The 26143-nt window shown below is 70.7% G+C and carries 30 protein-coding genes; 8 read left to right on the forward strand and 22 right to left on the reverse strand.

All coding sequences use genetic code 11. The features are described 5' to 3' along the window. Positions 1–2: 2 nt before the first annotated feature. Genes ACFFF6_RS07605 through ACFFF6_RS07615 form a run of 3 tightly spaced genes read right to left on the reverse strand, consistent with a single transcriptional unit; the run spans position 3 to position 1926 of the window. The gene (locus tag ACFFF6_RS07605; RefSeq protein ID WP_376979687.1) at positions 3–710 is read right to left on the reverse strand and encodes an ABC transporter permease; all 708 of its coding nucleotides are present in this window, start codon (positions 708–710) and stop codon (positions 3–5) included. Next, complete coding sequence (locus tag ACFFF6_RS07610; protein WP_376979689.1) at positions 707–1627, reverse strand: ABC transporter ATP-binding protein; 921 nt, start codon at positions 1625–1627, stop codon at positions 707–709. Before ACFFF6_RS07610 ends, ACFFF6_RS07605 begins: the two co-directional genes overlap by 4 nt. Before the next feature lie 5 nt (positions 1628–1632). Then, complete coding sequence (locus ACFFF6_RS07615; RefSeq protein ID WP_376979691.1) at positions 1633–1926, reverse strand: hypothetical protein; 294 nt, start codon at positions 1924–1926, stop codon at positions 1633–1635. 235 nt (positions 1927–2161) lie between these two features. Between ACFFF6_RS07615 and ACFFF6_RS07620 the strand changes: the two genes are divergently transcribed. From ACFFF6_RS07620 to ACFFF6_RS07630, 3 genes are read left to right on the forward strand one after another with little or no spacing between them, the layout of a single operon-like run. Further along, positions 2162–3295: a sensor histidine kinase gene (locus tag ACFFF6_RS07620; protein WP_376979693.1), complete on the forward strand. Its 1134-nt coding sequence runs from the start codon at positions 2162–2164 to the stop codon at positions 3293–3295. Beyond that, complete coding sequence (locus tag ACFFF6_RS07625) at positions 3292–3888, forward strand: response regulator transcription factor (protein WP_376979695.1); 597 nt, start codon at positions 3292–3294, stop codon at positions 3886–3888. The genes ACFFF6_RS07620 and ACFFF6_RS07625 overlap by 4 nt, the downstream gene beginning before the upstream one ends. Positions 3889–3921: 33 nt before the next feature. Further along, positions 3922–4218: a hypothetical protein gene (locus tag ACFFF6_RS07630; RefSeq protein WP_376979697.1), complete on the forward strand. Its 297-nt coding sequence runs from the start codon at positions 3922–3924 to the stop codon at positions 4216–4218. Between the two features lie 13 nt (positions 4219–4231). Here ACFFF6_RS07630 and ACFFF6_RS07635 read toward each other — a convergent pair whose 3' ends face one another. From ACFFF6_RS07635 to ACFFF6_RS07645, 3 genes are all read right to left on the reverse strand, one after another. Then, on the reverse strand, positions 4232–4888 hold the full coding sequence (locus ACFFF6_RS07635; RefSeq protein WP_376979699.1) for a maleylpyruvate isomerase family mycothiol-dependent enzyme: 657 nt from the start codon (positions 4886–4888) through the stop codon (positions 4232–4234). Then, positions 4878–5342, reverse strand: a complete 465-nt coding sequence (locus ACFFF6_RS07640) for a MarR family winged helix-turn-helix transcriptional regulator (RefSeq protein WP_376979701.1) — start codon at positions 5340–5342, stop codon at positions 4878–4880. The genes ACFFF6_RS07635 and ACFFF6_RS07640 overlap by 11 nt, the downstream gene beginning before the upstream one ends. A gap of 263 nt (positions 5343–5605) precedes the next feature. Further along, positions 5606–6226, reverse strand: a complete 621-nt coding sequence (locus ACFFF6_RS07645) for a TetR/AcrR family transcriptional regulator (protein WP_376979703.1) — start codon at positions 6224–6226, stop codon at positions 5606–5608. Positions 6227–6317: 91 nt separating this feature from the next. On the opposite strand from ACFFF6_RS07645, the gene ACFFF6_RS07650 reads away from it, so the two are divergent. Then, positions 6318–6692 carry a nuclear transport factor 2 family protein gene (locus ACFFF6_RS07650; protein WP_376979705.1) on the forward strand — a complete coding sequence of 125 codons (375 nt, stop codon included), beginning with the start codon at positions 6318–6320 and terminating at the stop codon, positions 6690–6692. Positions 6693–6864: 172 nt separating this feature from the next. Here ACFFF6_RS07650 and ACFFF6_RS07655 read toward each other — a convergent pair whose 3' ends face one another. From ACFFF6_RS07655 to ACFFF6_RS07680, 6 genes are all read right to left on the reverse strand, one after another. Continuing rightward, positions 6865–7551 carry a response regulator transcription factor gene (locus tag ACFFF6_RS07655; RefSeq protein WP_376979707.1) on the reverse strand — a complete coding sequence of 229 codons (687 nt, stop codon included), beginning with the start codon at positions 7549–7551 and terminating at the stop codon, positions 6865–6867. Further along, the gene (locus ACFFF6_RS07660) at positions 7539–8798 is read right to left on the reverse strand and encodes a sensor histidine kinase (RefSeq protein WP_376979709.1); all 1260 of its coding nucleotides are present in this window, start codon (positions 8796–8798) and stop codon (positions 7539–7541) included. Before ACFFF6_RS07660 ends, ACFFF6_RS07655 begins: the two co-directional genes overlap by 13 nt. A 62-nt stretch (positions 8799–8860) precedes the next feature. Next, on the reverse strand, positions 8861–10246 hold the full coding sequence (locus ACFFF6_RS07665) for an FtsX-like permease family protein (protein WP_376979711.1): 1386 nt from the start codon (positions 10244–10246) through the stop codon (positions 8861–8863). 1 nt (position 10247) lies between these two features. Further along, on the reverse strand, positions 10248–11000 hold the full coding sequence (locus tag ACFFF6_RS07670) for an ABC transporter ATP-binding protein (RefSeq protein WP_376979713.1): 753 nt from the start codon (positions 10998–11000) through the stop codon (positions 10248–10250). Between the two features lie 100 nt (positions 11001–11100). Continuing rightward, entirely contained in the window at positions 11101–11382 is a 282-nt protein-coding gene (locus ACFFF6_RS07675) for a hypothetical protein (RefSeq protein WP_376979715.1), read from the reverse strand. Positions 11383–12379: 997 nt separating this feature from the next. After that, entirely contained in the window at positions 12380–13843 is a 1464-nt protein-coding gene (locus ACFFF6_RS07680) for an MFS transporter (RefSeq protein WP_376979717.1), read from the reverse strand. Positions 13844–13960: 117 nt separating this feature from the next. On the opposite strand from ACFFF6_RS07680, the gene ACFFF6_RS07685 reads away from it, so the two are divergent. After that, on the forward strand, positions 13961–14845 hold the full coding sequence (locus ACFFF6_RS07685; protein WP_376979718.1) for a helix-turn-helix transcriptional regulator: 885 nt from the start codon (positions 13961–13963) through the stop codon (positions 14843–14845). Between the two features lie 245 nt (positions 14846–15090). Continuing rightward, positions 15091–15468, forward strand: a complete 378-nt coding sequence (locus tag ACFFF6_RS07690) for a hypothetical protein (RefSeq protein ID WP_376979720.1) — start codon at positions 15091–15093, stop codon at positions 15466–15468. Between the two features lie 175 nt (positions 15469–15643). Here the strand turns inward: ACFFF6_RS07690 and ACFFF6_RS07695 are convergent, their stop codons facing one another. The 4 genes from ACFFF6_RS07695 to ACFFF6_RS07710 form a co-directional block, all read right to left on the reverse strand. Next, positions 15644–16174, reverse strand: coding sequence for a hypothetical protein (locus tag ACFFF6_RS07695; RefSeq protein ID WP_376979722.1), 531 nt, complete (start codon positions 16172–16174; stop codon positions 15644–15646). A gap of 159 nt (positions 16175–16333) precedes the next feature. Further along, a complete protein-coding gene (locus tag ACFFF6_RS07700; RefSeq protein WP_376979724.1) occupies positions 16334–17119 on the reverse strand; it encodes an SDR family NAD(P)-dependent oxidoreductase in 786 nt (261 codons plus the stop codon). Positions 17120–17134: 15 nt separating this feature from the next. Beyond that, a complete protein-coding gene (locus ACFFF6_RS07705; RefSeq protein ID WP_376979726.1) occupies positions 17135–18379 on the reverse strand; it encodes an MFS transporter in 1245 nt (414 codons plus the stop codon). Positions 18380–18853: 474 nt separating this feature from the next. Next, positions 18854–19267: a MarR family winged helix-turn-helix transcriptional regulator gene (locus ACFFF6_RS07710; RefSeq protein ID WP_376979728.1), complete on the reverse strand. Its 414-nt coding sequence runs from the start codon at positions 19265–19267 to the stop codon at positions 18854–18856. 103 nt (positions 19268–19370) lie between these two features. Here ACFFF6_RS07710 and ACFFF6_RS07715 point away from each other — a divergent pair, with 103 nt between their 5' ends. Next, positions 19371–20783: an MFS transporter gene (locus ACFFF6_RS07715; RefSeq protein WP_376979730.1), complete on the forward strand. Its 1413-nt coding sequence runs from the start codon at positions 19371–19373 to the stop codon at positions 20781–20783. A gap of 111 nt (positions 20784–20894) precedes the next feature. Here the strand turns inward: ACFFF6_RS07715 and ACFFF6_RS07720 are convergent, their stop codons facing one another. Further along, the gene (locus ACFFF6_RS07720) at positions 20895–21242 is read right to left on the reverse strand and encodes a MerR family DNA-binding transcriptional regulator (RefSeq protein WP_376979859.1); all 348 of its coding nucleotides are present in this window, start codon (positions 21240–21242) and stop codon (positions 20895–20897) included. A gap of 221 nt (positions 21243–21463) precedes the next feature. Here ACFFF6_RS07720 and ACFFF6_RS07725 point away from each other — a divergent pair, with 221 nt between their 5' ends. Further along, on the forward strand, positions 21464–22261 hold the full coding sequence (locus ACFFF6_RS07725) for a hypothetical protein (RefSeq protein WP_376979732.1): 798 nt from the start codon (positions 21464–21466) through the stop codon (positions 22259–22261). Positions 22262–22265: 4 nt separating this feature from the next. Here the strand turns inward: ACFFF6_RS07725 and ACFFF6_RS07730 are convergent, their stop codons facing one another. The 5 genes from ACFFF6_RS07730 to ACFFF6_RS07750 all read right to left on the reverse strand — a co-directional run bounded on the left by ACFFF6_RS07730 (position 22266) and on the right by ACFFF6_RS07750 (position 26042). Next, complete coding sequence (locus ACFFF6_RS07730; protein ID WP_376979861.1) at positions 22266–22493, reverse strand: hypothetical protein; 228 nt, start codon at positions 22491–22493, stop codon at positions 22266–22268. A 682-nt stretch (positions 22494–23175) separates the two neighbouring features. Next, positions 23176–23577, reverse strand: a complete 402-nt coding sequence (locus ACFFF6_RS07735; RefSeq protein WP_376979734.1) for an RTA1 domain-containing protein — start codon at positions 23575–23577, stop codon at positions 23176–23178. A 59-nt stretch (positions 23578–23636) separates the two neighbouring features. Next, positions 23637–24386, reverse strand: coding sequence for an ABC transporter permease (locus ACFFF6_RS07740; protein WP_376979736.1), 750 nt, complete (start codon positions 24384–24386; stop codon positions 23637–23639). Position 24387: 1 nt separating this feature from the next. After that, on the reverse strand, positions 24388–25122 hold the full coding sequence (locus tag ACFFF6_RS07745; protein ID WP_376979738.1) for an ABC transporter permease: 735 nt from the start codon (positions 25120–25122) through the stop codon (positions 24388–24390). A gap of 11 nt (positions 25123–25133) precedes the next feature. Next, a complete protein-coding gene (locus ACFFF6_RS07750) occupies positions 25134–26042 on the reverse strand; it encodes an ATP-binding cassette domain-containing protein (RefSeq protein WP_376979740.1) in 909 nt (302 codons plus the stop codon). Positions 26043–26143 lie beyond the last annotated feature (101 nt).

Raw genomic sequence — 26143 nt, forward strand, 5'->3', positions numbered from 1 at the left:
GGTCATCGGCGCGGTTCCCAGCGGAACAGCCGGGGCGTGAGGAGGAACCCGACGACGACCCAGGCGAGCGTGGGCAGCAGCAGAGGGAGCATGTCGGCGGCCGGGATGCCCCTCCAGGCCTCGGTCATGAGCTCGGCGGCCGCCCCTCCGGGGATCAGCCGCTTGACCACGGCCAGCTCCTCGGTGCCGGTGAAGGTGATCCAGTAGCCCGCACCGAGGGCGAGGAGGAACAGCGGCATGGTGGTGAACTGGGCGTGCTCGGCCGAGGTGGTGAGCCCCGCGGTCACGATCGCGAAGCCGAGGAACAGGGCGTTCAGCGCGAGGATGCCGAGGACCATGCCGAGCGGGTCGGCGGGAGGGTCGCCGAGGACGCTGATGACGCCGAGGATCACGGCCAGTTGGACGGCGTTCACCACCAGCAGGGGAGCGAGCAGACCGGTGAGGATACCGGGGTCGCCGACGGGGGTGCTGCGGAGCCGCTTGAGGAACAGGCTCTGGCGCCTGGCGGCGAGGGTCGTGGTGGCGGTGATGTAGATGCCGAGGGCCGTGACGGCGAGGACGATCAGCGGGGCGATGACGGCGGCGCCGCCGAAGGTGTCCCGGGCGGCGATGAGCAGGGCGGCGAAGCCGAGCGGGATGCCGATCGCGCTGAGGGCGACGAGGCGGTTGCGCATGAGCATGCGCAGCTCGGCGAGGGCGATGGCGATCATGATTCCTCCTGGGTCGGGGCGGTGTCGGCGGCGAGCTCGCAGAACACGTCGGCGAGGGAGGAGCTGCGGGCCTGGAGGTGGTCGAGGTGGACCCGGTGCTCCGCGGCCCAGCCGAGCAGCCGGTAGAGATCGCGCTGCAGGTGCTCAGTACGGACGGAGACCTGCTCGCCCCTGACGTCGGTGACCTCCAGCGGCAGCGGAGCCGAGGTCCGGGGGATGTCGAACTCGATGGTGGAGGGGAAGGCGGCGACCAGCTCGGGCAGGGTGCCCTCATGGTGCAGGGTGCCGCGGTGCATCATGCCGATGCGATCCGCGTGCTGCTCCGCCTCCTCGAGGTAGTGCGTGGTGAGCACGACCGTGACCCCGTCGGCACGCAGGTCCGTGACGTGGTCCCACAGCGCCTCGCGGGCCGCGGGATCCAGCGCGGTGGTGGGCTCGTCGAGGAAGACCAGCTCGGGCCGGCCGTAGACGGCGGTCGCGAAGTCCAGACGGCGCTTCTCCCCGCCGGAGAGCTGCCCGACCCGCACATCGTGCTTGGAGGCGAGGCCCACGCGCTCCAGCAGGATGCCGGCGTCGTCGGAGCGGCCGGAGAGCCGCCCCATCAGCCGCAGCGTCTCGGCGACGGTCAGGTCTGCGGCGAAGCCGGACTCCTGCAGCATGATGCCCATCCGCGGCCGGGCGGCCTGTCGGTCGCCGGGGTCCGCATCCATCACCCGGACGGTGCCCGAGGCGGGTCTGCGGTGGCCTTCGAGCGTCTCCAGGGTGGTGGTCTTGCCGGCGCCGTTGGTTCCCAGCAGCGCATACAGCTCGCCGCGGCGCACCGCGAAGCTCACATCGTCCACGGCCGTGAACTCGCCGTAGACGCAGCGGAGATGCTCCGCCTCGATGACGTGCTCGTTCCGGGCGGCGGTGGTCATGGCGGTCACCTCCGGGTCCGGTCGATCGCCGCGCCGCGCGTCCCCGTGATCCGGGCGCGAGCGGCGTCGAGGCCGATGAGGAGGGCGGCGGCCACGATCCACACGATCCCGGCGGCGACGACCCAGCCCGCGTTGTCGAGGACCGCGCCGGAGAGGAACGAGTCCCCGTAGAAGCCGTCGGGGATGTCCTCGGCGACGCTGCCGCGCCCGAGCTCCCATCTGCCGGTGCGCACGGCCTCGACGGCCACGGTTGTCACGGCGAACGCCCCGATCAGCATCGCGAGCAGAGCTGCTGTCATGCGGATTTTCATGTCTCCTCCAGGTCCGGTCCTCGGGTGGTGCTCCCAGCCTCGCGTCGCGAGGACGACGGCGGCAGGGCCGCGGATCATGGCCTGCTGTGACCGGTGCAGGTGCGCCGTCTGACAGAAGTCATGCCGGCGGCTGACCCGCCGCACTACCGGCCCTCGCAGGGCTGCGGGATCCTGGAGGAGCAGGACCGCCGCCGGTCCCGCGGATCCGCAGACAGGAGAGCCGATGACCGTCCGACCCTCGCGCGTGCTCATGTGGCCGGGGCGCGTCCCGCCGAAGGAGATCCGCCGGCTGCTCACGGCGCTGATCGTGCTGTTCGCCGGCGCCTCCCTCGCGATCACGCTCGCGAGCGGGCTGGGACCGCCTGCGCTGCCCGTCACGGTCCTGGCGAGCCTGGCGGGCGCCGGCCTCGGCCTGTGGCTCGCCCGGAGCTGCGACGTCCCGCGCCCGGCCGGCGCGCTGGTCCTGATCCTCCTCGCCGCCGCCGCGCTGCTGGCGACGGCGTTCGTCCTCTCCGGTCAGCCGATGACCGTGTTCGCGACCGGGCTGCCCTTCGCCGTGGTCATCGCCTGGCAGCGTCCCGTCTGGCCCTCGCTCGTGATCGCATCGGCGGCCATCGGCGCCGCCGTCCTGCTCAGGGCGGCGCAGGAGGGCGGCTCCTCCCCGGCGACGGAGACGATCGTCATGACCGTGCTGCTCGGTGCGCAGACCATCGGCTTCGCGGGAGCGCACGTCGGCTGGCACATGCAGCGACGGCTCGACCAGCACGACGCCGATCAGCGCGACCTCGCCCTGACCCGCGAGAGGCTGCGCTTTGCCACCGACCTGCACGACATCCAGGGGCACACCCTGCTCGCCATCAAGCTGAAGGCGGAGCTCGCCCGCCGCAGCGTCGAGCGCGACCCCGGCGTCGCGCGGGCGGAGCTGCAGGCCATCGAGGAGCTCGCGGCCGAGGCCGACCGCCGCACCCGCGACCTCGCCGAGGGCTATCGCACCCTCGCCCTCGCCGTCGAGCTCGCCAACGTCGAGCAGCTCCTCGGCGCGGCGGGCATCGAGGTGACCCTCCAGCGCTCCGGCATGCCCCCGCCCGAGCACGAGCAGACCTTCGCGGCCCTGGCCCGGGAGTCCGCGAGCAACATCCTGCGCCATACCGCCGCGACGACGGTGCGCATCCATCTGAGCGACACGACCATGGTCCTCGAGAACGACGGCGCCGATCCCCGCACGGTCGTGACGGATGGCCGGGGCACCGGGCTCACCGGCCTCCACCAGCGCTTCGCCGGACACGGCGGAAGCTTCACCTGGCAGCACGACGGGGACCGGTTCACCGTCACCGGCGAGATCGGGGCCCGGTCATGATCCGCGTCTTCCTCGCCGACGACGAGGACATGCTCCGCACCGCGCTGGTCTCCCTGCTGGACCTCGAGGAGACCATCACCGTGGTCGGGCACGGCGCGGACGGCCAGGCCGCGCTCGACCATGCCGGCGAGGTCGACGTGCACGTGCTGGACCTGGAGATGCCGGGGCTCGACGGCCTCGACGCGGCCCGGGCCCTGCTCGCCCGTGACCCGCACGCCGCCGTCGTCATGATCACCCGGCATGCGCGGCCCGGCATCCTCCGCTCCGCCCTGGCTGCAGGGGTGCGCGGCTTCGTCCCCAAGAGCACCCCCGCCGAGCAGCTCGCCCGGATCATCGAGCGCATCCACGCCGGCAGCCGCTACGTCGACCCGGAGCTCGCCGCGAGCGCCCTCGGCTTCGACTGCCCGCTGACTGAGCGCGAGCTCGACGTGCTGCGGCTGACCCGTCAGGGCCACAACGTCGCCGGCATCGCCGCTGCCCTCCACCTGGCCGCCGGCACCGTCCGCAACTACCTCTCCGACGCCATGACCAAGCTCGACGCCGCCGATCGCCACGCCGCCGCCCTCGCGGCCCACCGGCACGGCTGGATCTGACCGCCCGCCTCCGTCCCCCGCAGGAGCACCCCCATGGATCTCTACCTCGCCACCCTCCAGGTCGTACCGATGCTGTTCATCGCCCTCTTCCTCGACCGTCGGCACGACGCCGACGACGCGCGGGCCGCCTCGCCGTTCCTCCGGTTCTTCCATCTGACGATCGCGATCCTCGGCCTGCTCGCCTTCTCCCTGTCCGTCTTCGTGGTCGGTGCCGAGATCACCCCGCCGGCGTGGATGGGCAGCATCGTGTCCGCGGCCCTCGCCTGCGCCATGGCGGCGCTCAGCTCCCAGGTCCTCCTGGTCCTCCGCAGGAGCTCCGCGGAAGGGTGAGCTGCCAGCAGGGTCACGCCCCGGGGATGCGGCCCTCGAGCGTCGGCACGCCGGGACCGGAGAGATCCTCGAGCGCTGCCCGGCGTCCGGTGACGGCCATGGCGAGAGCCTCCGCCGGGCCGCTGATCTCACCGCGGCGACCGCCGATCCGGGAGCGTGATGACCAGGAGGCGTCGACGGCGAGGAGGCTCAGCCCGTCGAGCCTGCCGGGCGGCAGCAGCGCCGGCACGGGTCGCGGCGAGGTCAGGTGCTCGAGGAGCGTGAGCCAGTCGCCGGTCGGGACATCGGCGTCCAGGCCCAGCGGCCGGGCGATGTCCCGCAGGTGGATGCAGGAATCGGCGAACGGTCCCATCGGTCCGACCCTGGGCGGGTCGACCCGGTCCCCGGCATGGGTGCGGAGCTCGGCGACGAGCTCGGACCGTTCCCGCTGGGCGATCCGCCGGGTGAGGGCGTCGATGGTCGCGGCGGTATCGCCCCGATGCCGCAGGGAGGCGAGGAAGAAGCGCCCGAAGCCGATGAGCATCGGCTGGATCAGATGCGCCGCCATGAGGCGCACGGACCAGCCTGCGCAGAGCGTGGGGGAGTCCCACGCGCACTCCGGGAGGGAGTCGAGGAGGTCGGCCAGGCGCAGCCGGTTCGCGGTGGTGCGGGCGTGGATGTCATCGGTCATCGGTCGCCTCCCGGGCGAGGGTGCGGATATCGTCATCGAGGGCCGCCAGCACCGCCGTGGCGGTGGCGAGGTCCTCCTCGCTCACGCCGGGGAGGAGCTGCTCGAGCCGGCGCCTCTCCCGATCCCTCACAGCGCCGAACACGGAGGCCCCCTCCGCGGTGAGACGGACGAGGACCGACCGGCGATGGGCCGGGTTGGGCGTGGTGACGACGTGCCCGAGCGTCCGCAGGTCGTCGGTGAGGCGCTGGACCGCCTGGCGGGGCAGGTCCAGCTCCGAGGCGATCTGCGGCACCGTCGCAGGTCCGATGCCATCGAGGACTTCCGCGACGGCCCGCATGCCCACCGTCCACCCGGACTGCCTGAGCTGGCGTGCGACGATGCGTTCGGAGTTGAGGACCAGGGGCCGCGTCAGCCGCAGGAGCGCGTGGACGGCATCCCCTCGAGCGCTGATCATGACATCAATGATGTCATATCGGTCGAGTGCTCGCCGCGGCCTGCTCGCCTTCTCCCTGTCCGTCTTCGTGGTCGGTGCCGAGATTACCCCGCCGGCGTGGATGGGCAGCATCGCCACCGCTGCGCTCGCCTGCGCCATGGCGGCGCTCAGCTCGCAGATCGTCCTGGTCCTCAGAAGGCCGGGGGCTCGTCCGGCGGCTGATCCGTCGAGCTCGCGATCCGAGTGCCGGCATACTCCGGCCCGTCGCCGGGAAGCCGGCGTGCTCAGATCTTGGCTCGTCTGCTCTCGTGATCGATCGGAGCGAGCTGCGCAAGGGCGAGGTCGAGCAGCGTGCCGAGGTGCGCGCTGCCGTCCACGGTGCGCGGCTCGTGCAGGTGTCCCGTGATCTGCAGCGCCGCCAGTCCGTGCAGCAGCACCCAGAGCACGGTCGCGAGCTCGCGGGTCGGCGCATCGCGCAGCACCCCGGAGGTCTGCGCCTGGCCGACGATCTCCTCGACGGCGCGCATGGCGTCGTCCGCCGCCGCGTCGAGCTCCGGCCCCGGCTGTGCGAGGGGCGCGTCGCCGAAGATCAGCTGGTAGTGGTGCGGGTTCTCCAGAGCGTGGTCGAGATAGGCCCCGCTTCCCGCCCGGAGCTTCGCGCCCGGCTCGTCTTCCTCTGCGGCAGCGGCCCGGATGTGACGCGCCATCGCGAGCAGCGTGCGCTCGGCGAGGGCGTGCAGCAGCGCCGCCTTGTCGGCGAAGTGGCGGTAGGGCGTCATGCGCGAGACCCCCGCCGTCTCGCCCACGGCCCGGAGCGTGACCGCCTCGGGTCCTCCTGCTTCGAGGAGCTCATCGGCGGCGCGGAGGATCGCTGCAATGGTCGGCGCGGAATCGCGGGGGCTCATGTCCCCATCCTAGCCAGGGATGTTGACGATGTCCGCAAACAGGGTATGCTGACAACGTCAACGTTCGCGTTCCATGCCAGGAGACCACACCATGTCCACAGACCAGAACACCGGGTTCGACGCCGAGTACCTGCGCACCTGGACGGAGCCCGACCCCGAGCGGCGCGCGGCCGTCATCGAGGAGCTCTGGGCGGCCGACGGGACGATGTCCGTCTCCTCGCTCGGCATCACCCTCGAGGGAGTCGACGCGATCACCGCGCACATCGGCCGCGTCCACGACGACATGATCGCCGGCAAGGGGCTGCGGTTCGTGTACGACCAGGAGCTGCAGTCCGGTGACGCGACCCTGCTGCGCTGGTCGATGCTCGCCCCGCACGGCGAGGCCGTGGGTCGCGGTGCGGATCTGGTGTTCCGCGACGAGCGCGGCATGGTGACCGCGGTGCACATGTTCATGGGCGTCGACTGACGACCGGACGAGGCGAAAGACGCGCCCCCGAGGCCCGGCCGATGATCGGTCGGGCCTCGGCCATCCCATCTCCGCAGTCGCTCGGGGCGCACATCGGCCGGCCTCTCCGGCCCACGGCGAAAGCGGCACCCGGCACCCCGCGAGGATGCAGAAGCAGTGCCATCGTGATCGGCTAGTTCCTGCGGTTCTTCGTCTGCGGCGGCGAGGGGTCGGACCAGGACTGCCGCTGTCGGAGATAGGTCAGCACCGCTCGCACGCGCTTGTGGGAGGTCTCGTCCGCGCCGAGGCCGAGCTTGGCGAAGATGCGGTTGATGTGCTTGGCGACTGCTGCATCGCTGACCACGAGGGCGCGGGCGATCGCGGTGTTGGTCCTGCCTTCGGCCATGAGTGCGAGGACCTCGATCTCACGGGGCGTGAGGTCGTCCAGGAGGGATCGGCGGCGCAGCAGCGTGCGGACGACCTGGGGGTCGATGACCTGGCCGCCGTCGGCGATGGTGTCGAGGGCGGACAGGAACTCCTCGACGTTGCCGACGCGGTCCTTGAGCAGGTACCCGATCCCGCCGTCTCCGCTGCTGAGCAGATCGGCGGCGGCGCGCCCGGACACGATCTGGGAGAGCACGAGGATTGGCTCTCGCGGGTTGATGAGCCGCAGCGCGTGCGCGGCCTGGATGCCTTCGTCGGCGTATGTCGGAGGCATCCTCACATCGAGGATCGACACGTCGGGAGCATGGGTGCGGACGGCGTCGAGCAGATCGTCCCCGTTCTCGACAGCGGCGACCACGACATGGCCGGCCGCGTGCAGCAGACTCTTCAGTCCTTCGCGGATGAGCGCGGCGTCCTCGGCGATCACGATGCGCATGGGACCTCCACAGTGATGCGGGTCGGGCCGCCGACCGGACTGACGAGGTGAACACGGCCGCCGAGCGTCTCGATGCGGTCGGTCACGCCGAGCAGGCCCGTCCCGTGGGGATCAGCACCGCCGATTCCGTCGTCCTCGACCGTGACGACGAGGACGCCTGCACCGGTCCGATGGGCGAGCAGCAGGACGCTGGTCGCGCGGGCGTGCTTGAGCACGTTCGTGCACAGCTCGCTCGTGGCGAAATACAGCCCGACCTGCACGTCAGACGCGATATCTGGGGGCAGGTCGATGCTGGCGGTGGTCTCGATGCCTGCGTTCTCCACGCCGGCTGCGAGATCGTCGAGGGCTCCGGCGAGGTCGTTCTCGCGCAGCGCGGACGGGAAGATGCCGTGCACGATCTGGCGGAGCTCTTCCACAGCGCGGCGGGCATCGGTGTCGGCCCGGTCGATCAGCTCGGTCACGTCCTCCCCGCGGTCGTGCTGATAGCGCATCGTGCCGAGCGTCATCACGAGCGCCGTGAGGCGCTGCTGCGCACCGTCGTGCAGATCGCGCTCGATCCTGCGGCGTTCGGCGTCGAAAGCGCCGGTGATGCGAGCACGGGAGCGGGTGAGCCCCTCCAGCTGCGCGGACAGCTCCGCGGAGGGTTCGGTGATCAGCAGCCTGGCGAGATGGCGCTGCCCCTCCGCGAAAAGCGTGACGGGATAGAGACCGGCGAGCAGGAGGACGAGGCCGAGCACGCAGAGCAGAGCTTGGGCGAGTGGGTCGCGCTGGATCGCGGTCGTGCCCGGATCGACGAGGGCGGGGTCGATGCCGAGAATGCTGAACGCGACCAGGAGCCCGCTGGACGCGGCGAGCATCCCTGGCATCAGCAGCACCAGAGTCAGCACGGAGAAGTCCAGCACCGACAGCGGAACGAGGAGCACGCCATGCAGCAGCTCGGTCCAGCTGATCCGCTCTCGTGCCCGGAGCCCGATCCATGCCCTCACTCCGGACCGCGGAGCCGGAATGTGCGGGTTCGGGATCGGCGCGCGGTCGAGCAGCCTGAGACGGCGTCGTTCGAGACGCCCGAGCGGTACACCTGCGAGGGGCAGCATCGGCCAGCAGCTCACGAGCCAGACCGTGGCGATCAGCGGCGTGCTGAGCAGGTACGCGAGAGAGCGCCAAGGCCATGACGTGAACAGCAGCCTGAGCGGATGGCGGCGCAGCGCGAGGCCAGGGGCGGTGACGCTCGGCTGTCCTTCTCGCATGCCTGACATTGTCATGGGTCCGCCTGAAGCTTCGTGGTGTCGCGTGCTCAGCGCCGTGTTCTTCACGCCGATCGCAGACCCACGGCGACATCGGCACGCAGCGAAGGCCGAGCCGGACACCACTGGACGAGGAAGAGGACGGACCAGCCGAGCACGAACCCGAGGGACAGGGGCATCCACGGCACGATGACGATCGGATGACCGGTGTAGGCGTGCGAGCTGATGGCCGTGATCGCCGCGGTGATGGCGATCGGGACGAGTGCGAGCACGGTGCCGGTGAGCGCGAGGAGGAACGACTGCCAGATGTACCAGATCGTGATACGTCGACTCGGCATCCCCGCGACCCTCAGCAGCGAGTGCTCGCGTTCGAGGTCGCGCGAGGCGAGCGAGACGACTGCAGCGGAGGTGACGAGGAGGACGAAGGAGATCAGCGCGGACATCACGAGCGTGTCGGCGAGGTTCGTCTCCGCCGAGCTGTCAGATGCCGTGACCACGGCCGCTGCCGACTCGACGGAGATGAGGATGACGCCCACCCCGCCGATGCCGGCCGCCAGCGGCGCGATGGTGTTCTCGCTGGTCCCCGCCCTCTCGACGGCGGCCTTGGCCGCGAGCTGCCCCGTGACACCGCCCACGGCCCCGGCCAGCCGTCCAAGGCCTGCCAGAACAGCGGGGATGACGAGCGGCCCGACGACATAGACGAAGAGCACCGCCGAGACCCCGCCGTTGACCGCGAGATTGAACATCACCGCGACACCTGCCTCATGCGCGCCGAGCGCTGCCGCAGCCACGAGCATGCCCAGCGAGGACACCAGGAGGATCGCCGCCAGCGGCGCTCGCCACCACCAGCCCTTCCGCCGACGACCGGGGATGGCACGGAAGACCTCGATCGCCTGCGCGCGCGAGGCCCGGTGCGCCGGGCCGAAGGCCCCGAGCATGCAGGTGGCCACGCCGAGGACCAGGGAGATCAGCCACGCGAGGATCGACGGTGGCAGAGCCGGAGCGTCGAAGCCCGGTGCGGCCATCTGATTGAACGTCGGGACGACGACGTAGCTCGCGGCGAGCGCGAGGATCGAGCCGGGCACGGCACCGATGCACGCCGCCGTCGCGACCAGGGCCCAGATGCTGCGCCGGACATCGCTCGGGGTGGCCCCGACAAGACGCCACTGGGAGAAGGTGCGCCGAGTGGACTCCACGGTCGCGGTGCCGACGACGGTCAGCGAGAACAGCGCGAGTGTGGCGACGAGCACGTAGATCGTCTCGGAGACGATGGTGAACTCGGCGATCGCGTGGCCCTGCGCCTCGGCCGCTGCGATGAAGCGTGCGTCGTGGGTCCACGCGAACTGGGCGGCGCAGAGGCCGACCAGCGCTGTCACCGCGGCGACAGCGGCGATGACCGGCCACCAGCTGCTGAGATCGGAGAGGAGAATACGACGGGCGTACCGGTGCATGTCATTCGCCTCCGAGCCGCGCCATGGTGTGGAGGATCTCGTCCGCACCGAGCCGTCCGGTGACGTGGGCGATCATCCCGTCGCGCATGAACACGATCCGGTCGGCCAGCGCAGCGGACTCGACATCGTGGGTGACCATGACGACGGAGCAGCCCTGAACAGCGAGGTCGCGCAGGACTCGCAGCACGATGCCGGTGTTCGCGGTATCGAGCGCCCCGGTGGGCTCATCGGCGAAGATCACCGAGGGCCGGATGAGGATCGCCCGGCACAGCGCCGCTCGCTGCTGCTCACCGCCCGAAAGGGTGCTCACCCTGGCCGCCCGCTTGTCGAGGAGGCCGAACCGGGAAAGGATCTCCTCGACGGCGGCGGCCTCGACCCGCTTCCTGGCCAGAGCCTGAGGGAGCCGTACATTCTCCTCGACGGTGAGGTAGTCGATGAGATTGTACTGCTGGAAGACGAAGCTCGCCGTCTCACGAAGGAATCGGGTGCGCTTCTCATCGGCCAGCGAATAGAGGTTCGTCCCGTTGATGGAGATCTGCCCTTGATCGGGACGCTCAAGGCCGCTGAGACAGTAGAGCAAGGACGTCTTTCCTGCACCGCTGGGACCGACCACCGCCGTGAGCCCACCACCGCTCAGATTCAGAGAGACGCCCCGAAGAATCGGAGGCTGCCCGACGCCGCCGGTGGGAACCTTGACGATCTGGTCGGCATCGATCCTCGGTGCAGCAGGAGATATCGCCTGGTGAAGAGCCATACGTCCATCCCACGCCGCAGGCGCACCGCAGTCGATGACGCTGGCACCCCGATCGGCGGTAACCCCAGCGTTACCCCGACAGGCTCCGCCGGTCGCGCGATCATGATCGCCAGGCCCATGACGCCAGCGCGCGCCCAGCCGCAGCTCCTGCCGGTGCCAGCACGGGGAGCCTCCAGCGCAGGAAGATCGCTGCGCCGACGACGACCACGAGCGCGAGCATGCCCACGAGGGCGCCGGGCGCATCCGCGGAGGGAAGCCACGGCAGCCAGAACACGCCCACGACGACGATGCCGACGCACACGAGGAGCCCGGCCGCGACGGCGAGGACGAGGCGGGCGGGAGCACCGGCCAGAAGCCGAGCTCCGACCGCGCTGCTCGACATCGCCGAGCGCGAGGACCTGGGCCGCATGCACGTCCACGTCGCGAACTGACATGGCAGTTGGCGAAGACCGGGACAGCTCGATTCCGGGCCGTGGTGCCCAGCGTAGACTTGACAATGATCCGTTCCTGATCCAGACCATCCAGGACGCCGGGGGTGCCGAGTGAACACCGGAATCATCATGAGAGCGGAGTTCGCTTCGATCGAGATCGAGGGGCTCATACTTGCGATTCCTTCAGGATCCCGGGTTGCGGGATTGTTGGGAAGCTTCGTCCCGGGCACGATCCAGATCGTGACAGGAATAAACACGGGCCCGTATCCATCGATATCGAGGTGTTGGACGCTCCGCCGGACTGGGAGGAGGATCGCTGGGAGGACGTCGCCCAGGTCCCGGTCCGGAGGAGCCCAGGTTCTCCTGTCGCCATCCACGGGCCGACCGAGAATCCTGCACCCGAGGCTGCGGATATCCTGACGGAGGATGGATCGTGCTTCATGCTCCGTGTGTCGTCGAATGGCAGGGATGCCGCGTACGACGGAGCAGTCGACGAGGTCACGGAGCATTACCTGGTCCAGCTCTGGCGCGTCGTCGACGGCGCCGCATCGATCCGATCGAGAAGAGCCACCCGCAGGGCGTCCGACGGTGCCTTCGTGAACTCGGCATCGCTCGCCAGCTCCATGACGGTCGTGGATGATCCGATGGCAGTTCCGTGGGACGACGCGTTCTCCACCGGGCCCTGATCGCGATGGGGTGAGCGTGTTGCCGTGGTGATCGGCACGAACCTCACCCTGATCCACCGCCTCGGGCCCGTTCTCGAGCGCCACCTGGACGGGCCTGCCTCGGCGACCGGATAGCCATCGGCCGTCCATGCCGGAAAACGAGCCTCCGCGTCGTGCGTGCGGGCGGTCGGCGGGGACCGACGGCCTGTCCGCTCGAGGAGGGCGCGGGCGTCCCGCGGGGCACGATCCGCGTGCTCGCAGGATGCCCGCGGAAGGCGGAGACCTATGCGGCTGCCGCCCCGGATTGCAGAGCGGTCGCCGGAGCGGTCCCGGGCCGGCGGAGGAAGATCGCCAGGACGACCGCGGCTGCGACCGCGACGGCGGCGTTGACGCCGATCGCGAGCTGCAGCCCGGGCAGCAGCGTCGCCGCCGCCACGCCGGTGGCGATCGCGGACATGACCGGCGTACCGAGCGCGATCCCGACCTGCTGGCTCATCGTCACCAGCCCGGTGGCCAGGCCCTGCTGGTGGGCGGGGACGCCGGAGGTGGCGGCGACGACGTAGCCGACGATCGCGACGAGGTTCGCGATCCCGCCCACGAAGGTGAGGATCAGCAGGGGCACCAGCCAGGCCCGGTCACCGCCCGCGAACGCGAGCGGCGCCGTCGCGGCGGCCTGGACCATGAGCCCGGCGACGATCGCGGTCTTCGCGCTAGTCCTCCCGATGATCTTCGGGGCCACCAGCCCGCCGATGACCGTGCCGATCCCGAGCACGCCCAGGATCAGCCCCGCGGTGATCGCGGAGTAGCCCAGGACCTCCTGCAGGTAAAGGGTCAGCAGGAACACGAGCGAGGTGAAGGTGCCGAAGGCGAGCAGGCCCGCCGTGTTGCCCCAGCCGATCGAGCGGCGCCGCAGCAGCCCCGGGGCGACCATGGGCTCGGCGACACGGCTCTCGATCGCCAGGAACACGGCGAACAGGACCAGCGCGGCGAGGATCGGCCCCCAGGCGCCGGGATGCGCCCAGCCGGCATGCCCGGCGGTGTCGATCCCGAGCACCAGCGCGACCAGCGCGAGCGTGATCGTCGCCGCGCCGGGGACGTCGAGCCTCGGGCGGGCCCCGCGGGCGGGCTCGCGCAGCACGACGGGGGCGATGAGGACCACGGCGAGGGCGACGATCACGTTGATGAAGAACGCCCACCGCCAGGACACGGCACCGGTGAGGAGGCCGCCGAGCACGGCGCCCGCGGTGAAGCCGGCGGCCATGAGCGCGCCGTTCAGGCCGAGGGCCTTCGAGCGGGCGGGACCTTCGGGGAACATCGTCGTCATGAGCGACAGGGCCGCGGGAGTGACCATGGCGGTGGCGACGCCCTGGCCGATGCGGGCGATGATCAGCAGCGACGGCTCGGTCGCCAGGCCTCCCGCAAGAGACGCGACGCCGAGCAGCACGATGCCGATCAGGAACAGCCGCTTGCGCCCGAACAGATCGGCCACGCGGCCGAAGAAGAGGGTGAACCCGGCCGCGCACAGCGCGAACGAGGTCACGATCCACTGCAGGGCGGAGGTGGCGAAGCCGAGCTCGGCGCCGATGTGGGGGAGGGCGACGTTCAGGATGGAGAAGTCCACGGCGAGGGTGAAGTTCGCCGTCAGGAGGACGGCCATCGCGATCGTCTGGATCGGGGTGAACCGCTCCGCGGGAGCGTTCATCGAGGAGGGACGGGACGGTGAGGGTGGTGCTTCTGCTGTGCTCATGCGTCCCAGGCTCCGACGGCCCGGCAGGCGCAGCCAGATCCCCGGCGTGCGTGGCCTGCGGGTGCCTGGCACTGCCAGGGGCAGGCTCCGCGGGCACGGGTTCGAGACAATGGGGACATGGCAGCACAGTCCCTCGCCTCATCGCCCGACAGCACCGACGGCCCGGTCACCGAGCTGGGCGAGTTCCTGCGCTCGCGCCGCGACCGCATCACCCCCGAGGAGGCCGGGGTCCGCAGCTACGGGCGCCGCCGCGTCCCGGGGCTGCGCCGCGAGGAGCTGGCGCAGCTCGCCGGGGTCTCGGTGACGTATCTGACCCGCTTGGAGCAGGGGCAGTCGCAGAACGCCTCGGACGCGATCATCGACGCCCTCGCCCGTGCCCTGCAGCTGGACGCCGATGAGCGTGCGCATCTGTACGCGCTCGCGCATCCGGTCTCGGCGAAGCGGCCCCGCGTCGCGTCGAAGCCGGAGGTCGCCAAGCCCGGCGCGGAGCAGCTGCTGCACTCGATGGGCGAGGTCCCCGCGGTGCTGCTGGGCCGCTTCAACGACATCCTGGCGTGGAACCATGCCGGGCATCTGCTGCTGGCCGGGCACCTGGACCGCGATGCTCCGTCACAGGGGGAGGACCGTCCCAACCAGCTCAAGCTGCTGTTCCTGGACGAGCACACCCGCGACCTCTACGTCGACTGGGAGGGCGAGGCCGCGCTCGCGGTCGCGTCCCTGCGGTATGTGGCCGCGCAGTTCGCGGACGACCGCCGCCTCGCGGAGCTCGTGGGTGACCTGTCGATGAACAGCCCCGAGTTCGCCCGGCTCTGGGCGGGGCACGACGTGCGGCTGTGCACGAGCGGTAGCAAGCGGTTCCGGCATCCCGAGGTCGGAGAGCTCGAGCTCGGGTACGAGGTGCTGCACCTCCCGGAGGGCAACGGACAGCGCATCCTCACCCACACCGCCGAACCCGGCAGCGCCTCCTTCGCAGCATTGCGGCTGCTGACCTCCATGGCCTGACCCCGGGCCGGGAGCTGCGGGAGAACGGCGTCGAGATGGATCTGCCCGATGAGGCTCGTCTGCCGGCGGCGGGGCTATCCGGCACGGTGTTCAGCGAGGACCGTGCCATGCGGATGTGCACCGGTATCGGCGGGCGTCTCGACGTGCGCGACGGTGAAGCCTGCCGGACCCGTTGGCGGTGGCGAGGGCGCCGATCGGCGGCGTGCGCCCAGTTCGGCCCCGGGGCCAGCCCCTAGCATCGACGGATGAGAACAACCGCGTCGGGCCCCACGCAGGAACGCAACCCCTTCGGAGTCGCCGCCTTCATCGCCGGTGCTCTCGCCGTCGCGCTCTCGGTGTGCGGGCAGCTGCTGGCGGCGCGCAGGCTGGCGACTGACTCGAACAATGGGCACCCTTCCGCGGATCAGTCGTTGGTGCATCTCATCGTGGTCGCACCGAGTCTGGTGGTCGCTGTCTTGGCTGTTCTGCTTGGAATGTTCTCCTGTCATGGGAGTCGGAAATACCGAAAGTTCGCTGCTTGCGGCATCGTCCTGGGTGTCATTGCGGTCGGGCTGACTCTGACGAACATTCCTGGAAGCGCCGCCACTGACTACTGGCTCGAGCCGTTCCCGGGCGACGGCTGAACGGAACCGTCGGCGCAGGGAGGGCTGCCTGAGCCGGAGCGTGAAGCCGCGACCGGCCCGTGAGAGGACGGGCCCGCGGAGGGTACTCCCGGGCCGTGTACGTGTGGCCGCACAACCGAGGCGGGCATCAGGTGTCGGGACACGGGGGAGTAGCTCCCGGCGGAGGATCGACGCCTCATGCCGACCGACGATGCACGCGGGCGGGATGCATCGCGGGGATGAGGCGCACGTTCCCGCCGACCTGGAACACGAGGTTGTGGATGTCGGCACCGGCGATCGCACGCAGCACTGGGATCAGCTCCTCGGCGTGGGCGGGCTCGGCGACGTTGAGCGGCCACTCGCCGATGGTGGCGCCGCGCAGATGGGGATGGTGGAAGCCGGCCCCGTAGGTGGCGATGATGCTGATCGGCGCGAGGTCCGCCGCGCGCTGCTCGGTCCAGGTCAGCAGCCAGGAGGCGATGAGCCCTCCGCGCTGGTCGCGGTGCAGGCCGGTCGCGTCGATCCTTCCGGTGCCCTCGAGCAGGTGCTCGTCGAACTCGGCCAGCACCTGCCGGGCCGGCGCATCGAGGAGCCGGACGGCCTTCGCGAAGGCGGACTCCTTGCCGGAGCGGGTGACATGCCCGAAATGGTCGCCGCCGCGCAGGTCGGTGAAGTGCCGGGCCAGCGCCTCCAACGGTGCAGGGACATGAGTGGGGGTCGTGGTCATGACAGGGTTCCTTCCAAATCTCTGCGGTGATGATCCGCAGCAGGTGCCACGGATCGGGGTGGCGGCGATGCACGGGCAGCGACACGTCAGCACCGTCCGTCGCCGTTGCGCGAGCGAGCGTCATCTCGGAAGCGAGAACCGGCGCCGTCGGATCCCGGCTCAGATCTGGCGCAGCGCGCCGCCGTCGACCGACCACTCCGCCCCCGTCACCTGCCCGGCACGGGGCGAGAACAGGTAGACGATCACTCCGGCGACGTCCTCCGGGGCGCCGATCTTTCCGACCGGCAGGCGGCGTTCCTCGCGGATGAACCGGTCCACGGCGCTATCGGGATCGGTGCTGAAGCGCTCGGCGAGCTGGTCGGCGAACCCGCCTGGCGCATCGAACAGCGCGGTGCGGGTGGGCCCGGGCGAGACGACGTTCGAGCGGATGCCTGCTGGTCCGAGCTCGGACGCGAGCGACTTCGACAGCGACAGCACCGCCGCCTTCGACGCGGCATACGCGGCCATCGTGGCGTCAGGCATCCGGGCCGCCTCGCTGCCCAGGTGCACGATGCTCCCGCCGCCGGCCTCCCGCATCGGGGGGATCACCGCGCGGGTCAGGCGGGCGAGGGCGAACAGATTGACCTCGAACGTGGCCCGCCACAGCTCATCGTCGGTCTCCTCGATGGAGTCGCGGGTGTCGAACAGGGCGGCGTTGTTCACCAAACCGTCGACCCGGCCGTACCGGTCGATGGTCGTTGCCACCAGTCCTGCGGCAGCCTCCGGGGCGGTGAGGTCGGCGGCGATGAAGTCCGCGGAGGCGGGCAGCACACCTTCGTCAGGTTCGCGGCGGGCGACGGCGATGACCTTTGCTCCCTCGCTCGCGAGCTCGTGGGCGGTGGCGAGGCCGATGCCGCGGGTGCCGCCGGTGACGATGATGACGTGGCCGTCCAGGTCGAGATGCATGAGGTGGTCTCCTTCTCAGGGAGTCGAGGTCGAGCGGATGGATGCGGTGGTGCGGCGGGCGGCGAGCCGGGCGCCGAGGATGAGCGCCAGCCCGGCGAGGGTCAGCGCGGCGCCGGTGATCGTCGGGCTGCGCAGGCCCCAGCCGGCGGCGATCGCGAAACCTGCGAGGCTGACGCCGATCGTGTTGCCGAGGTTGAAGGCGGCGATGTTCGTCGCCGACGCGAGCGTCGCCGCGCCCTGGGCGTGCCGCATCACCCGCGCCTGCAGACCGGGAACGGTCGCGAAACCGACCAGTCCGAGCAGGAACAGCAGGACCGTCACGAGCGTCGACATCCCCGCGACCGCGCCCAGGGTGAGGATCACGACCGGCAGCAGGATCGCCAGGGCCAGCACGGCATTGTCGGCGTTGCGGTCGGCGGCCCTCCCTCCGAGGACGTTGCCGGCGAACAGTCCGGCCCCGAAGATCACGAGCAGCCACGGGATCGCCGAGACCGAATAGCCGGTGACCTCGCGCAGCAGCGGCTCGATGTACGTGAACACCCCGAACATGCCGCCGAACACCAGCGCCGTCGTCAGCAGCGAGGCGAGCACCTGAGGGCGCGCCAGGGCCCGGAACTGCTGGGCGACGGGCAGCTGGTCCTGCTCCGGCTCCGTGCGGGGCACGAGTGCGATGAGCCCGGCCAGGGCGATCGCGCCGAGGATGCTGATGATCCAGAACACTGCCCGCCATCCCAGGTGCTGGCCCACGAGCGCGCCGGCGGGAACGCCCAGCACGTTCGCGATCGTGAGCCCTGCGAACAGGGCCGCCACGGCCGAGGCCCGCCGCGTGGCGGGCACGAGGGAGGAGGCGAGCACCGCGCCGATGCCGAAGTAGCCGCCGTGGGCGAGCGCCGCGACGATCCGGCCCGCGAGCATCACCTCGTAGCTCGGCGCCCAGGCCGAGAGCAGGTTCCCGACCACGAAGAACCCCAGCAGCGCGGTGAGCGCCTGCTTCGGCGGGCGTCGCATCACCAGCGGCGTGATCACGAGCGCGCCAGGCACGACCGCGAGCGCGTAGGCACCGACCAGATGCCCGGCCTGGCTGATCGTCACACCGAGATCCGCGGCGACCTCGGTCAGCAGCCCGGCGATCACGAATTCGGTCAACCCGATCCCGAACCCGCCCAGGCTGAGGGCGAACAGCGCGAGCGCCGCGCGTCGCCGCGGCAGGTCCCCCTCAGCGGTCGCGGTGTCAGGTACGGGCCGAACAGCGGTTCCCATCGGGCGGAGCCTCCTCGAGCGAATCCCGACCGCTCGCACCCTGCGAACCGGCCGTGCATCCACCCTGCGCGGACGATTCGGGAGCAGCCACGACCCCCTGATGCCTAGCATCGGCAGGGGCAGGCTGGAGGGCCGTCATCGGGTCCCGGCGAGGGACAAGGCTGCGTCGTCCGCCCATGGGGCAGCTGCCGTCAGCCTGTTGCAGCCCGCGGCCTGCGACTGCATCAAGGAATGAACCGCCCCTCGCCCGGTGGGTGGGGGCGGTGTTCTCGCACTCGAGAGATCAGTCGGGCTTGCTGCGGTCGTCTCGAGGGCGAGCCAGGTTGCGTCGCTCGCGTCGACGACCCACATATCGCGTCAAGGCGATGATCGACATCACCACGATCATTGCGAAGACGACATACGCGATCGTCATGAACACCCTTGGTTCCATCATCCTCCGATCCGATCCGGCTATGAGTTTGCCCCGCTCCCTCAGCGCTGGGCAGTCGCCCGGCGGAGGAGGTTTGCGAGGGCTGCCTGCTCGTTACGAGAGAGCGCGTCGATCGGCGCGTCGTGGGAGAGCGCGTCGAGCACGTTGCGGCGGCAGCCCTGCCCGTCCTCGGTGAGGGTGAGGATCTTCGCGCGCCGGTCCGAGGGGTGCGGCTCGCGCCGCACCAGTCCCTGCTTCTCCATGCGGTCGATGACATAGCCGGCATTGGAGCGTTCGCAGCTCATCCGCTCCGCCAGCTCGGTCAGGGTGAGCGGCTCGTCCATCTCGCGCAGCGCGATTGCCTGCGATGCCGTGATCCCCAGCTTCTCCGCCGCGCCGCGGACGTGCGCGTCCATGCGCTGGCCCAGGCGGGCCACCAGTCCGCACAGCTCCACGCCGTCGCTCGAAGAGGTCATGGCATCAGCGTACCCCAGACTGCTCCGAGTTGATCCAGTCCGAGCTCGCCGCATATAGTCCAAACTCAGAACGTCCGAACTCGGAACATTTGAAGGGTGCCCCATGACCACTCCACGACAGCGCGGCGCCACCGGAGCCGTGCTCCTGGCCGCGCTCGCCACCGCCCAGCTCCTCGTCGGCCTGGACTACAACATCGTCTTCGTCGCCCTGCCCGAGATCGCCGGTCTGGGCTTCTCGCCCGAGACCCTGCAATGGGTCGTCAGCGCCTACGCGATCGCCTTCGGCGGGCTCCTGCTGCTGTGCGGCCGACTCACCGACGCCATGGGCCGCAGGCGCATGTTCCTCATCGGCCTCGCCCTGTTCGCCGCCGGCTCCGTCCTCGGCACCTTCGCCGTCGCGGAGTGGATGCTGATCCTCGGCCGCGGCATCCAGGGCCTCGGCGGCGCCGCCCTCGCCCCGTCCACGCTGGCGCTGCTCAGCGTCGGCTTCGCCGAGGGCGCGGCCCGGAACAGGGCTCTGGGCATCTGGGGCGCGGCCGGGTCCGCGGGCATGGTGCTCGGCTCGATCCTCGGCGGCGTGCTCACCGATGCGTTCGGGTGGCGGTCGGTCTTCGCGATCAACATCCCGCTCGTGCTGCTCATCGTCCTGCTCGCACTGCGGGCCGTGCCCGCCGATGAGGCCCGCCCGGCGCTGCGCCGCATCGACATCCCCGGCGCCGTGCTGACCACCGCGGCGGCGATCCTCGTCGTCATGGGCTTCACCGGCGCCGCGGAGAACGGCTGGGACGCCCCGGCGACGCTGATCACCCTGATCGCCGGCGTGATCGCCGCGGTCGTGCTCCTGATCGTCGAGGCCCGCACGCAGGACCCCCTGCTGGACGTCCACCGCTTCACGAACCGGCACCTGGCGACCGGCACCGGATCGACATTCCTGTTCATGGCCGGCTTCGGGGCGACCGCCTACTTCCTCACCCTGTACTTCCAGCAGACCCGCGGCCTCAGCCCCCTCGTCACCGGCCTCGCGTTCGTCATCCCCTGCCTCGGCGTGCTCCTCGGCACCAGCATCGGCGCACGCCTCGCCACCCGCGCGGGCCTGCGTGCCGCGATGGTCACCGGCCAGATCATGGGTCTCGTGGGCGTCGCCGCCTTCGCGCTCCTCGTCGGGGACACGACGAGCTGGGCCATCGTGCTCGTGCTCGCGGCGTTCTTCAGCCTGGGCCAGGGCATCGTGTTCACCACCATGTTCGCCGCCGCGACCACCGGCACGGCCGAGGCCGAGCAGGGCACCGCGAGCGGCATCGCCACCGCCGGTCAGCAGATCGGCGGCGCCATCGGCCTCGCCGTCCTCATCAACCTCACCACCGCGCTCGGCGGGGACACCCTCACCACGGCGATGACCGGCATCGCCGTGATCATCACGATCGGCCTCGCCATCGCGCTCCTCATCCCCGGCAGGAACCGCCACGCAGCCGGCCGACCCGGCAAGGGAGTCCTGGCCGGCGCGGGGCGGCCGTAGAGACCATCCGCGCCGACGCGCGGGCCCGGCGGCCTGGTGATGCGGGAGAGCACCTCCGCGTCGCGCAGGCCCGATGATGCGTCGCCACGCGGGCCGATGCGCCCCCGACCGTCAGGAGCCGGCCGAGGCGAGCGAGCGGAGGCGCTGCTCCGTCCTGCGGAGCTCGGCCTGCTTCGCGGCGAGGCATGCGGCGATGGCGTCGAGCTCGGCACGGAGGTTCGGGCACATCTCGAGCTCCGTGCCGTGCTCCCCGGTTCGGGCGCAGTGGATGTACCGCCGGATCGTGGCCGTGCTCGGACCGGCGCCGATCATCGTCCTGATCTGCGCGACGCGGATGACATCGGCGGGGGAGTCGTCGCGATACCCGCTGCTGGTGCGCTCGGGGAGCAGTAGCCCGCGGTCCTCGTAATGGCGCAGCGCTCTGGTGCTCGCCCCGGTCAGCCGTGCGAGTTCGCTGATCTACACGTGTCGTTCCTCCTGCTCGACTTGACCTTCACGCTGGCGTGAACCCCTAGCGTCCGGGGTATGACCTCTGCGCGACCTCGCCCTGATCCACCGGTTGGTGATCCGGTGTAGCGAGTCGTGGAACGTGGGCATTACGGCGCCTTCCTGACTTGGGCTGTCAGGAAGGTGCGCGCGCTGGGCCGGGGAATGTCAGTGCGAGATGCGATGGTGGAGGCATGCCGGAACGGACGGAGGAAGTCATGCTCGGAGTAATCAAGGCCATCCCGGAGACGATCAAGAACTGGCGAGACAACCGGGACCTGCTGTATCAGCTTGTCGCGGGAATCTCCGCGGCACTCGTGGTGACCGCGCTTGTCGGCGGGAAGCGACCGTCCGACTCCGTCGCGGTGGTCGCTCACGGACTTGGGATCACCCCCGTCGCGAACTGGTTCAGCACGAACGCACCGCCGGTGCTGGCCGAGAACAGCCCAACGTTGCAGTCGATCGCACTGTCAGCTGTCCTGTTGCTTGTGGCTGGCATGGTGATCGTTCCGCTCTGGCGTGGCCGTCACGCCGGTAACCAGATGTTCGGCTATGAGCCGCTCCGCCTTCTTGGCTCACCGGCGGCTTCCACGACCTGGGTTTTCTTGGTCATCGCAGCGCAGCAGGGTGACATCACATCGACGCTTCAGCGCTGGGAATACACGGCGGTGTCGGTGGCGGCATGGACAATCGGTGGGCTGTTCGGGGCTGGTGTGCTGTACCTCCTCGCGAACCGGTGTGGATTCGGTGAGCTGGTCAAGATCCTGTTCTGGCCTGTGGCAGTCGTGGTCTATCGCGTTGGCTTCGGAGCCTGCGCGACGATCTTTGCGATCGCCCTCGCGGCCATCTCGTTGCCGCTGTCGATCATCAGCTGGATGAGCGGGCTTGAGTCCGACCATAGCCGCAATGCCCGCTACGAGATGGAGCGGAAACGCGCCGAACGTGCGCCGCAGCCCACCGGTGCGCTAGTCGTACCGATCTGCGCCGCGTAGCAACTCACACCCGGCGGCACAACGGCAACGCGGCGGCGGTGAACGCCGCAGCTTGCTGGCCGACGAGAAGCTGGCTCTCGCAGAAGGCTTGGATGGCGGCCGGCTGGATCGCCGCCACCCCGGCACTCGCGACCGGCATCGGCGATGAGCTTCGGCCCTTGCTGCGAGGCCCTGTGCTGCTCGCGGTCGCGACCACGGTGATCGGGTTCGCGGGCTTTAGCGTCGTCTGCACCTACCTCGAGCCGCTCCTCCCCGACGTCACCGGCATCGTCACCACCGTGATCCCCGCACTGCTGCGGCGTCGCGGCCAGCCTGCTGCGGTGGGGCGGCCTCGACGGCGCGGGCTTCGCGCTCCTCGGTCTCCTTCTCGCTGCTCTCGCGCTCCGTGCCGTCCCGGGTTCGGGGACCGGAACCGTGCAGGCCGGGACGGAGGAGACCGCCCGATGGGGACCGCGGCCCCCACCGCCTACGGCGGCGCCGACGTCTTCACCGTCCAGGACGCACCGATTCCCGAGCCCGGCCGCGGCGAGGCACTCACCGCCGTCCTCGCGTCACCCGGCCTCCGTCCCCGGGCCATCACCGACGTGCGTGCGTCACCGGCAGGTCGTGGCTCGCGAGGCCGTGCGGATCCGAGCCTGGTCGTCAGGCTGCGATCACGAGGAGCTCCAGCCCTATGAGGGCGTGGCGCGGCAGGTCACGCGGGCGACCGGCGGCGTGGCGTGGTAGCTGTTCCGGTGCTGCGTCGCCGGGGTGTCTTCGCGGGCGTTGGGAGGGGCGGGAATCTGCTGTCGTCTCAGGGACGAGATCGCCGGTTTCGTCCGGGTGGTGTCGCTGGGACGACACCAGATTCCCGCGCAGTTCTCTGATGCCCAGCCCGTGGGTCGCAGCGCCTCGGCCCCGCGCAGTCCGGCGGATCAGGATCCGAACAGCCGGTCCCACACCTCCGCGAGCCCGTCCTCGAACCACGGGTGGGTGACGGCGGGGCCGGCGACGACGAGGTGCCAGACGGTGGCCAGGCCGGTGAGGATCGCGAACAGGGCGACGGAGAGGACCAGCCCGGTGACGGCGATGCCGCGTCCATGAGCGGCGCCGCGCAGGGCGGTCGCGGCGACGAGGATCCCCGCTCCCGCGAACAGCGCGGGCAGGAAGCCGAGCACGGGGACGGCCAGCAGCGGGAACGCCGAGATCACGGCCAGCGCGCAGAGCACCAGGGACGCGGCGCCCTGGCCGCCGGCCGACCTCCCGGCAGGCGGTGTGCCGTGGTCGTGCTGGTGGAGATGGACGGGCGATCCCGGGGAGGGGTTCGGGGTGGACATGGTGGTCTCCTCTCGGACAGGGACATCGACGGGGATCGGGAGGATGGGGACCGGCATGGTCAGGCGCGGGTGTCGCGACGCTCGAGGACCGCGGTGGCCGCTGCGATGAGCACGAGGGTGAGCGCTGCGGCGGCGACGAGGACGACCAGGACGCTGCCCGCGGTCACGGTTCCCGGATCGGAGAAGGTGCCGGTGCCGAGCTGGGCGGCGCGGGTGGCCAGGCCGTAGGGGGAGATGACGGCGAGGTCGCCGAGGATCATCAGCGCGATGACGGACGCCCCGGCGCCGAGCAGCGCGATCGCGATCGGCGCCGCGAAGGAGCGCAGCAGCATCGACAGGCTCGACTGCAGCACCGCCAGCGGGACGGTCGCGACGATGATCAGCAGGGTGGTCGCCAGGTACTTGGCAGGCAGCATCCCGGGCAGGCCGAAGCCGACCGCGCCGATGACGAGGACCGCGGCGAGCATCGTCAGCTGCATGAGGGCGGCGAGCCCGGCCACGACCGTGGACTTGGCGGCGACGATGCTCAGCGAGGACGTCGGTCCGGACATCAGCGTGTTCCAGTTGCTGCCGCGATGCTCGCTGCGCCAGACCAGGGACCCGAGGATCGCGACCCCGATCGCGAGCGGGAACAGACCGTGGAAGCCGACCGACTGCAGCCAGACGGTGTGCCAGCCGTCCTCCGGCTGCTCGCCCCGGGCGAGGTTCGTGGCCGCTCCGAGCAGGGTCACCGCGATCGGCAGGAGCACGACGACGGGCCAGCTCAGGGAGCGCTTGAGCTTGATCAGCTCGGCGCTGAGGGTGTGCATGTCAGGCCTCCTGACGATCGAAACGGCTGGTGACGAGGGTGAAGACCGCACCGCCGAGGACGCCCAGGGCGACGAAGCTCGGATACGAGATGGGCAGCGCGACCAGCTCGCCGTCCCGGTAGCTCGCCGCCTCGGCCAGGGCGTAGCAGCCCCACGGGGTCAGATGCGCCAGCACCTCGGGAAGGTTCTTCGAGAACAGGCCGAGCAGGGTGCCCAGGACGGCGAGGCCGAGCCCGATGAGCTGGTTCTCGACCAGGGCGGCGAGCAGCACGTGCGCGGCCAGGAGCGTCAGGTTGACCACGAGGATGCAGGCCGTGAAGCCGGCCCAATGCCCCAGCGGCGGCGGCGCGGAGATCCCCGCGAGCACCCGGCCCAGGGCGAGCGAGACCAGGCTCGTCGCGAGGGTGGCGAGCAGGACGACGGCGCCCAGTGCGCAGAACTTGGCACGGCACACGATGCCGGGAGCGAGCCCCGCGGTGGTCTGCAGCAGCCATCCGCTGCCCTGATGCTCGATGTCGACCTGGCGGGAGGCGAGCACGGCCAGCAGCAGCGGAGCGACCAGCGGAATGCCCAGCGACAGGCCGGCCAGCATCGAGAGCCAGGCCCCGGCGGCCGCCGGATCGAAGGTCGGGTCGGAGACCACGCCGATCAGCGACAGCCCGAGCACGGCGACCACCAGGATCGTCGCGATCAGCCCGACCCGGAGATGCCGCATCTTGGCGAACTCGTTCGCCACCGCTCGCCCCATCACAGCCCGCTCCCGGCGGTGAGCGCCATGAACACGTCCTCGAGGCTCTGCTCCTCGCGGCGGACCCCGAAGATCCCGATGCCGGAGCCGACGAGCGCGGCGACCGCACCGGCGGTGCGCGGCTCGTCCAAGCCGGGGACGGCGACCTCGTCATCGGCCGTGAGCCGGGCCCCGGCCGAGCGCAGCGTGGCGACGGCGGCATGTGGGTCCGAGCAGGCGATGATCACGTCCGGGTTCGATGCCGCCATCAGCTCGGCCCGGGAGCCCTGGAAGATCAGGCGCCCGCCGGAGAGGATGCCGAGCACGGTCGCGGTCCGGTCGATCTCGCCGAGCAGGTGGGAGGACACCATCACGGTGACCCCGTCGTGCGCGAGCCGGCGCAGCAGACCGCGCATCTCCTCGATGCCCGCCGGATCCAGGCCGTTGGTCGGCTCGTCCAGGATCAGCAGCCGCGGACGCCGGGCGAGCGCCATCGCGATCCCGAGGCGCTGCTTCATGCCGAGCGAGTAGTCGCGGACCTTCTTGCCCATCTGGTCCTGGAGCCGGACGGCGCGGACCGCGTCCTCGATCTGCTGTCGCCCCAGGCCCAGCATCCGCCGGACCAGCTGCATGTTCTCGGCCCCCGTCAGATGCGCGTAGCCGGGAGGGGCCTCGATCAGGGAGCCGATGCCGCCCAGCAGCGTTCGGCGGGTGGCACGGGTCATGGGCCGCCCCATGATCCGCACCTCGCCGCCGCTGGGCCGGATCAGCGAGAGCAGCATCTTCATCGTGGTCGACTTGCCGGCGCCGTTGGGGCCGAGGAACCCGTACACACACCCCTCGGGGATGCACAGGTCCAGGTCCTCGACGACGGTGCGTGCACCGTAGCGTTTGGTCAGGTTCGAGGTTTCGACGATCGTGGAAGGCATGCCCCCACGATCCCGGGATCACGTCCGCGGAGCGTCTGGCCGCAGGGATATCTTCCGTGTACGACCTGAGGCATAGGCGCCCTCGCCCCCGCGCCGTCGGC

The sequence above is a fragment of the Brachybacterium hainanense genome, assembly GCF_042434575.1.
In the GTDB taxonomy this organism is placed as follows: Bacteria; Actinomycetota; Actinomycetes; order Actinomycetales; family Dermabacteraceae; genus Brachybacterium; species Brachybacterium hainanense.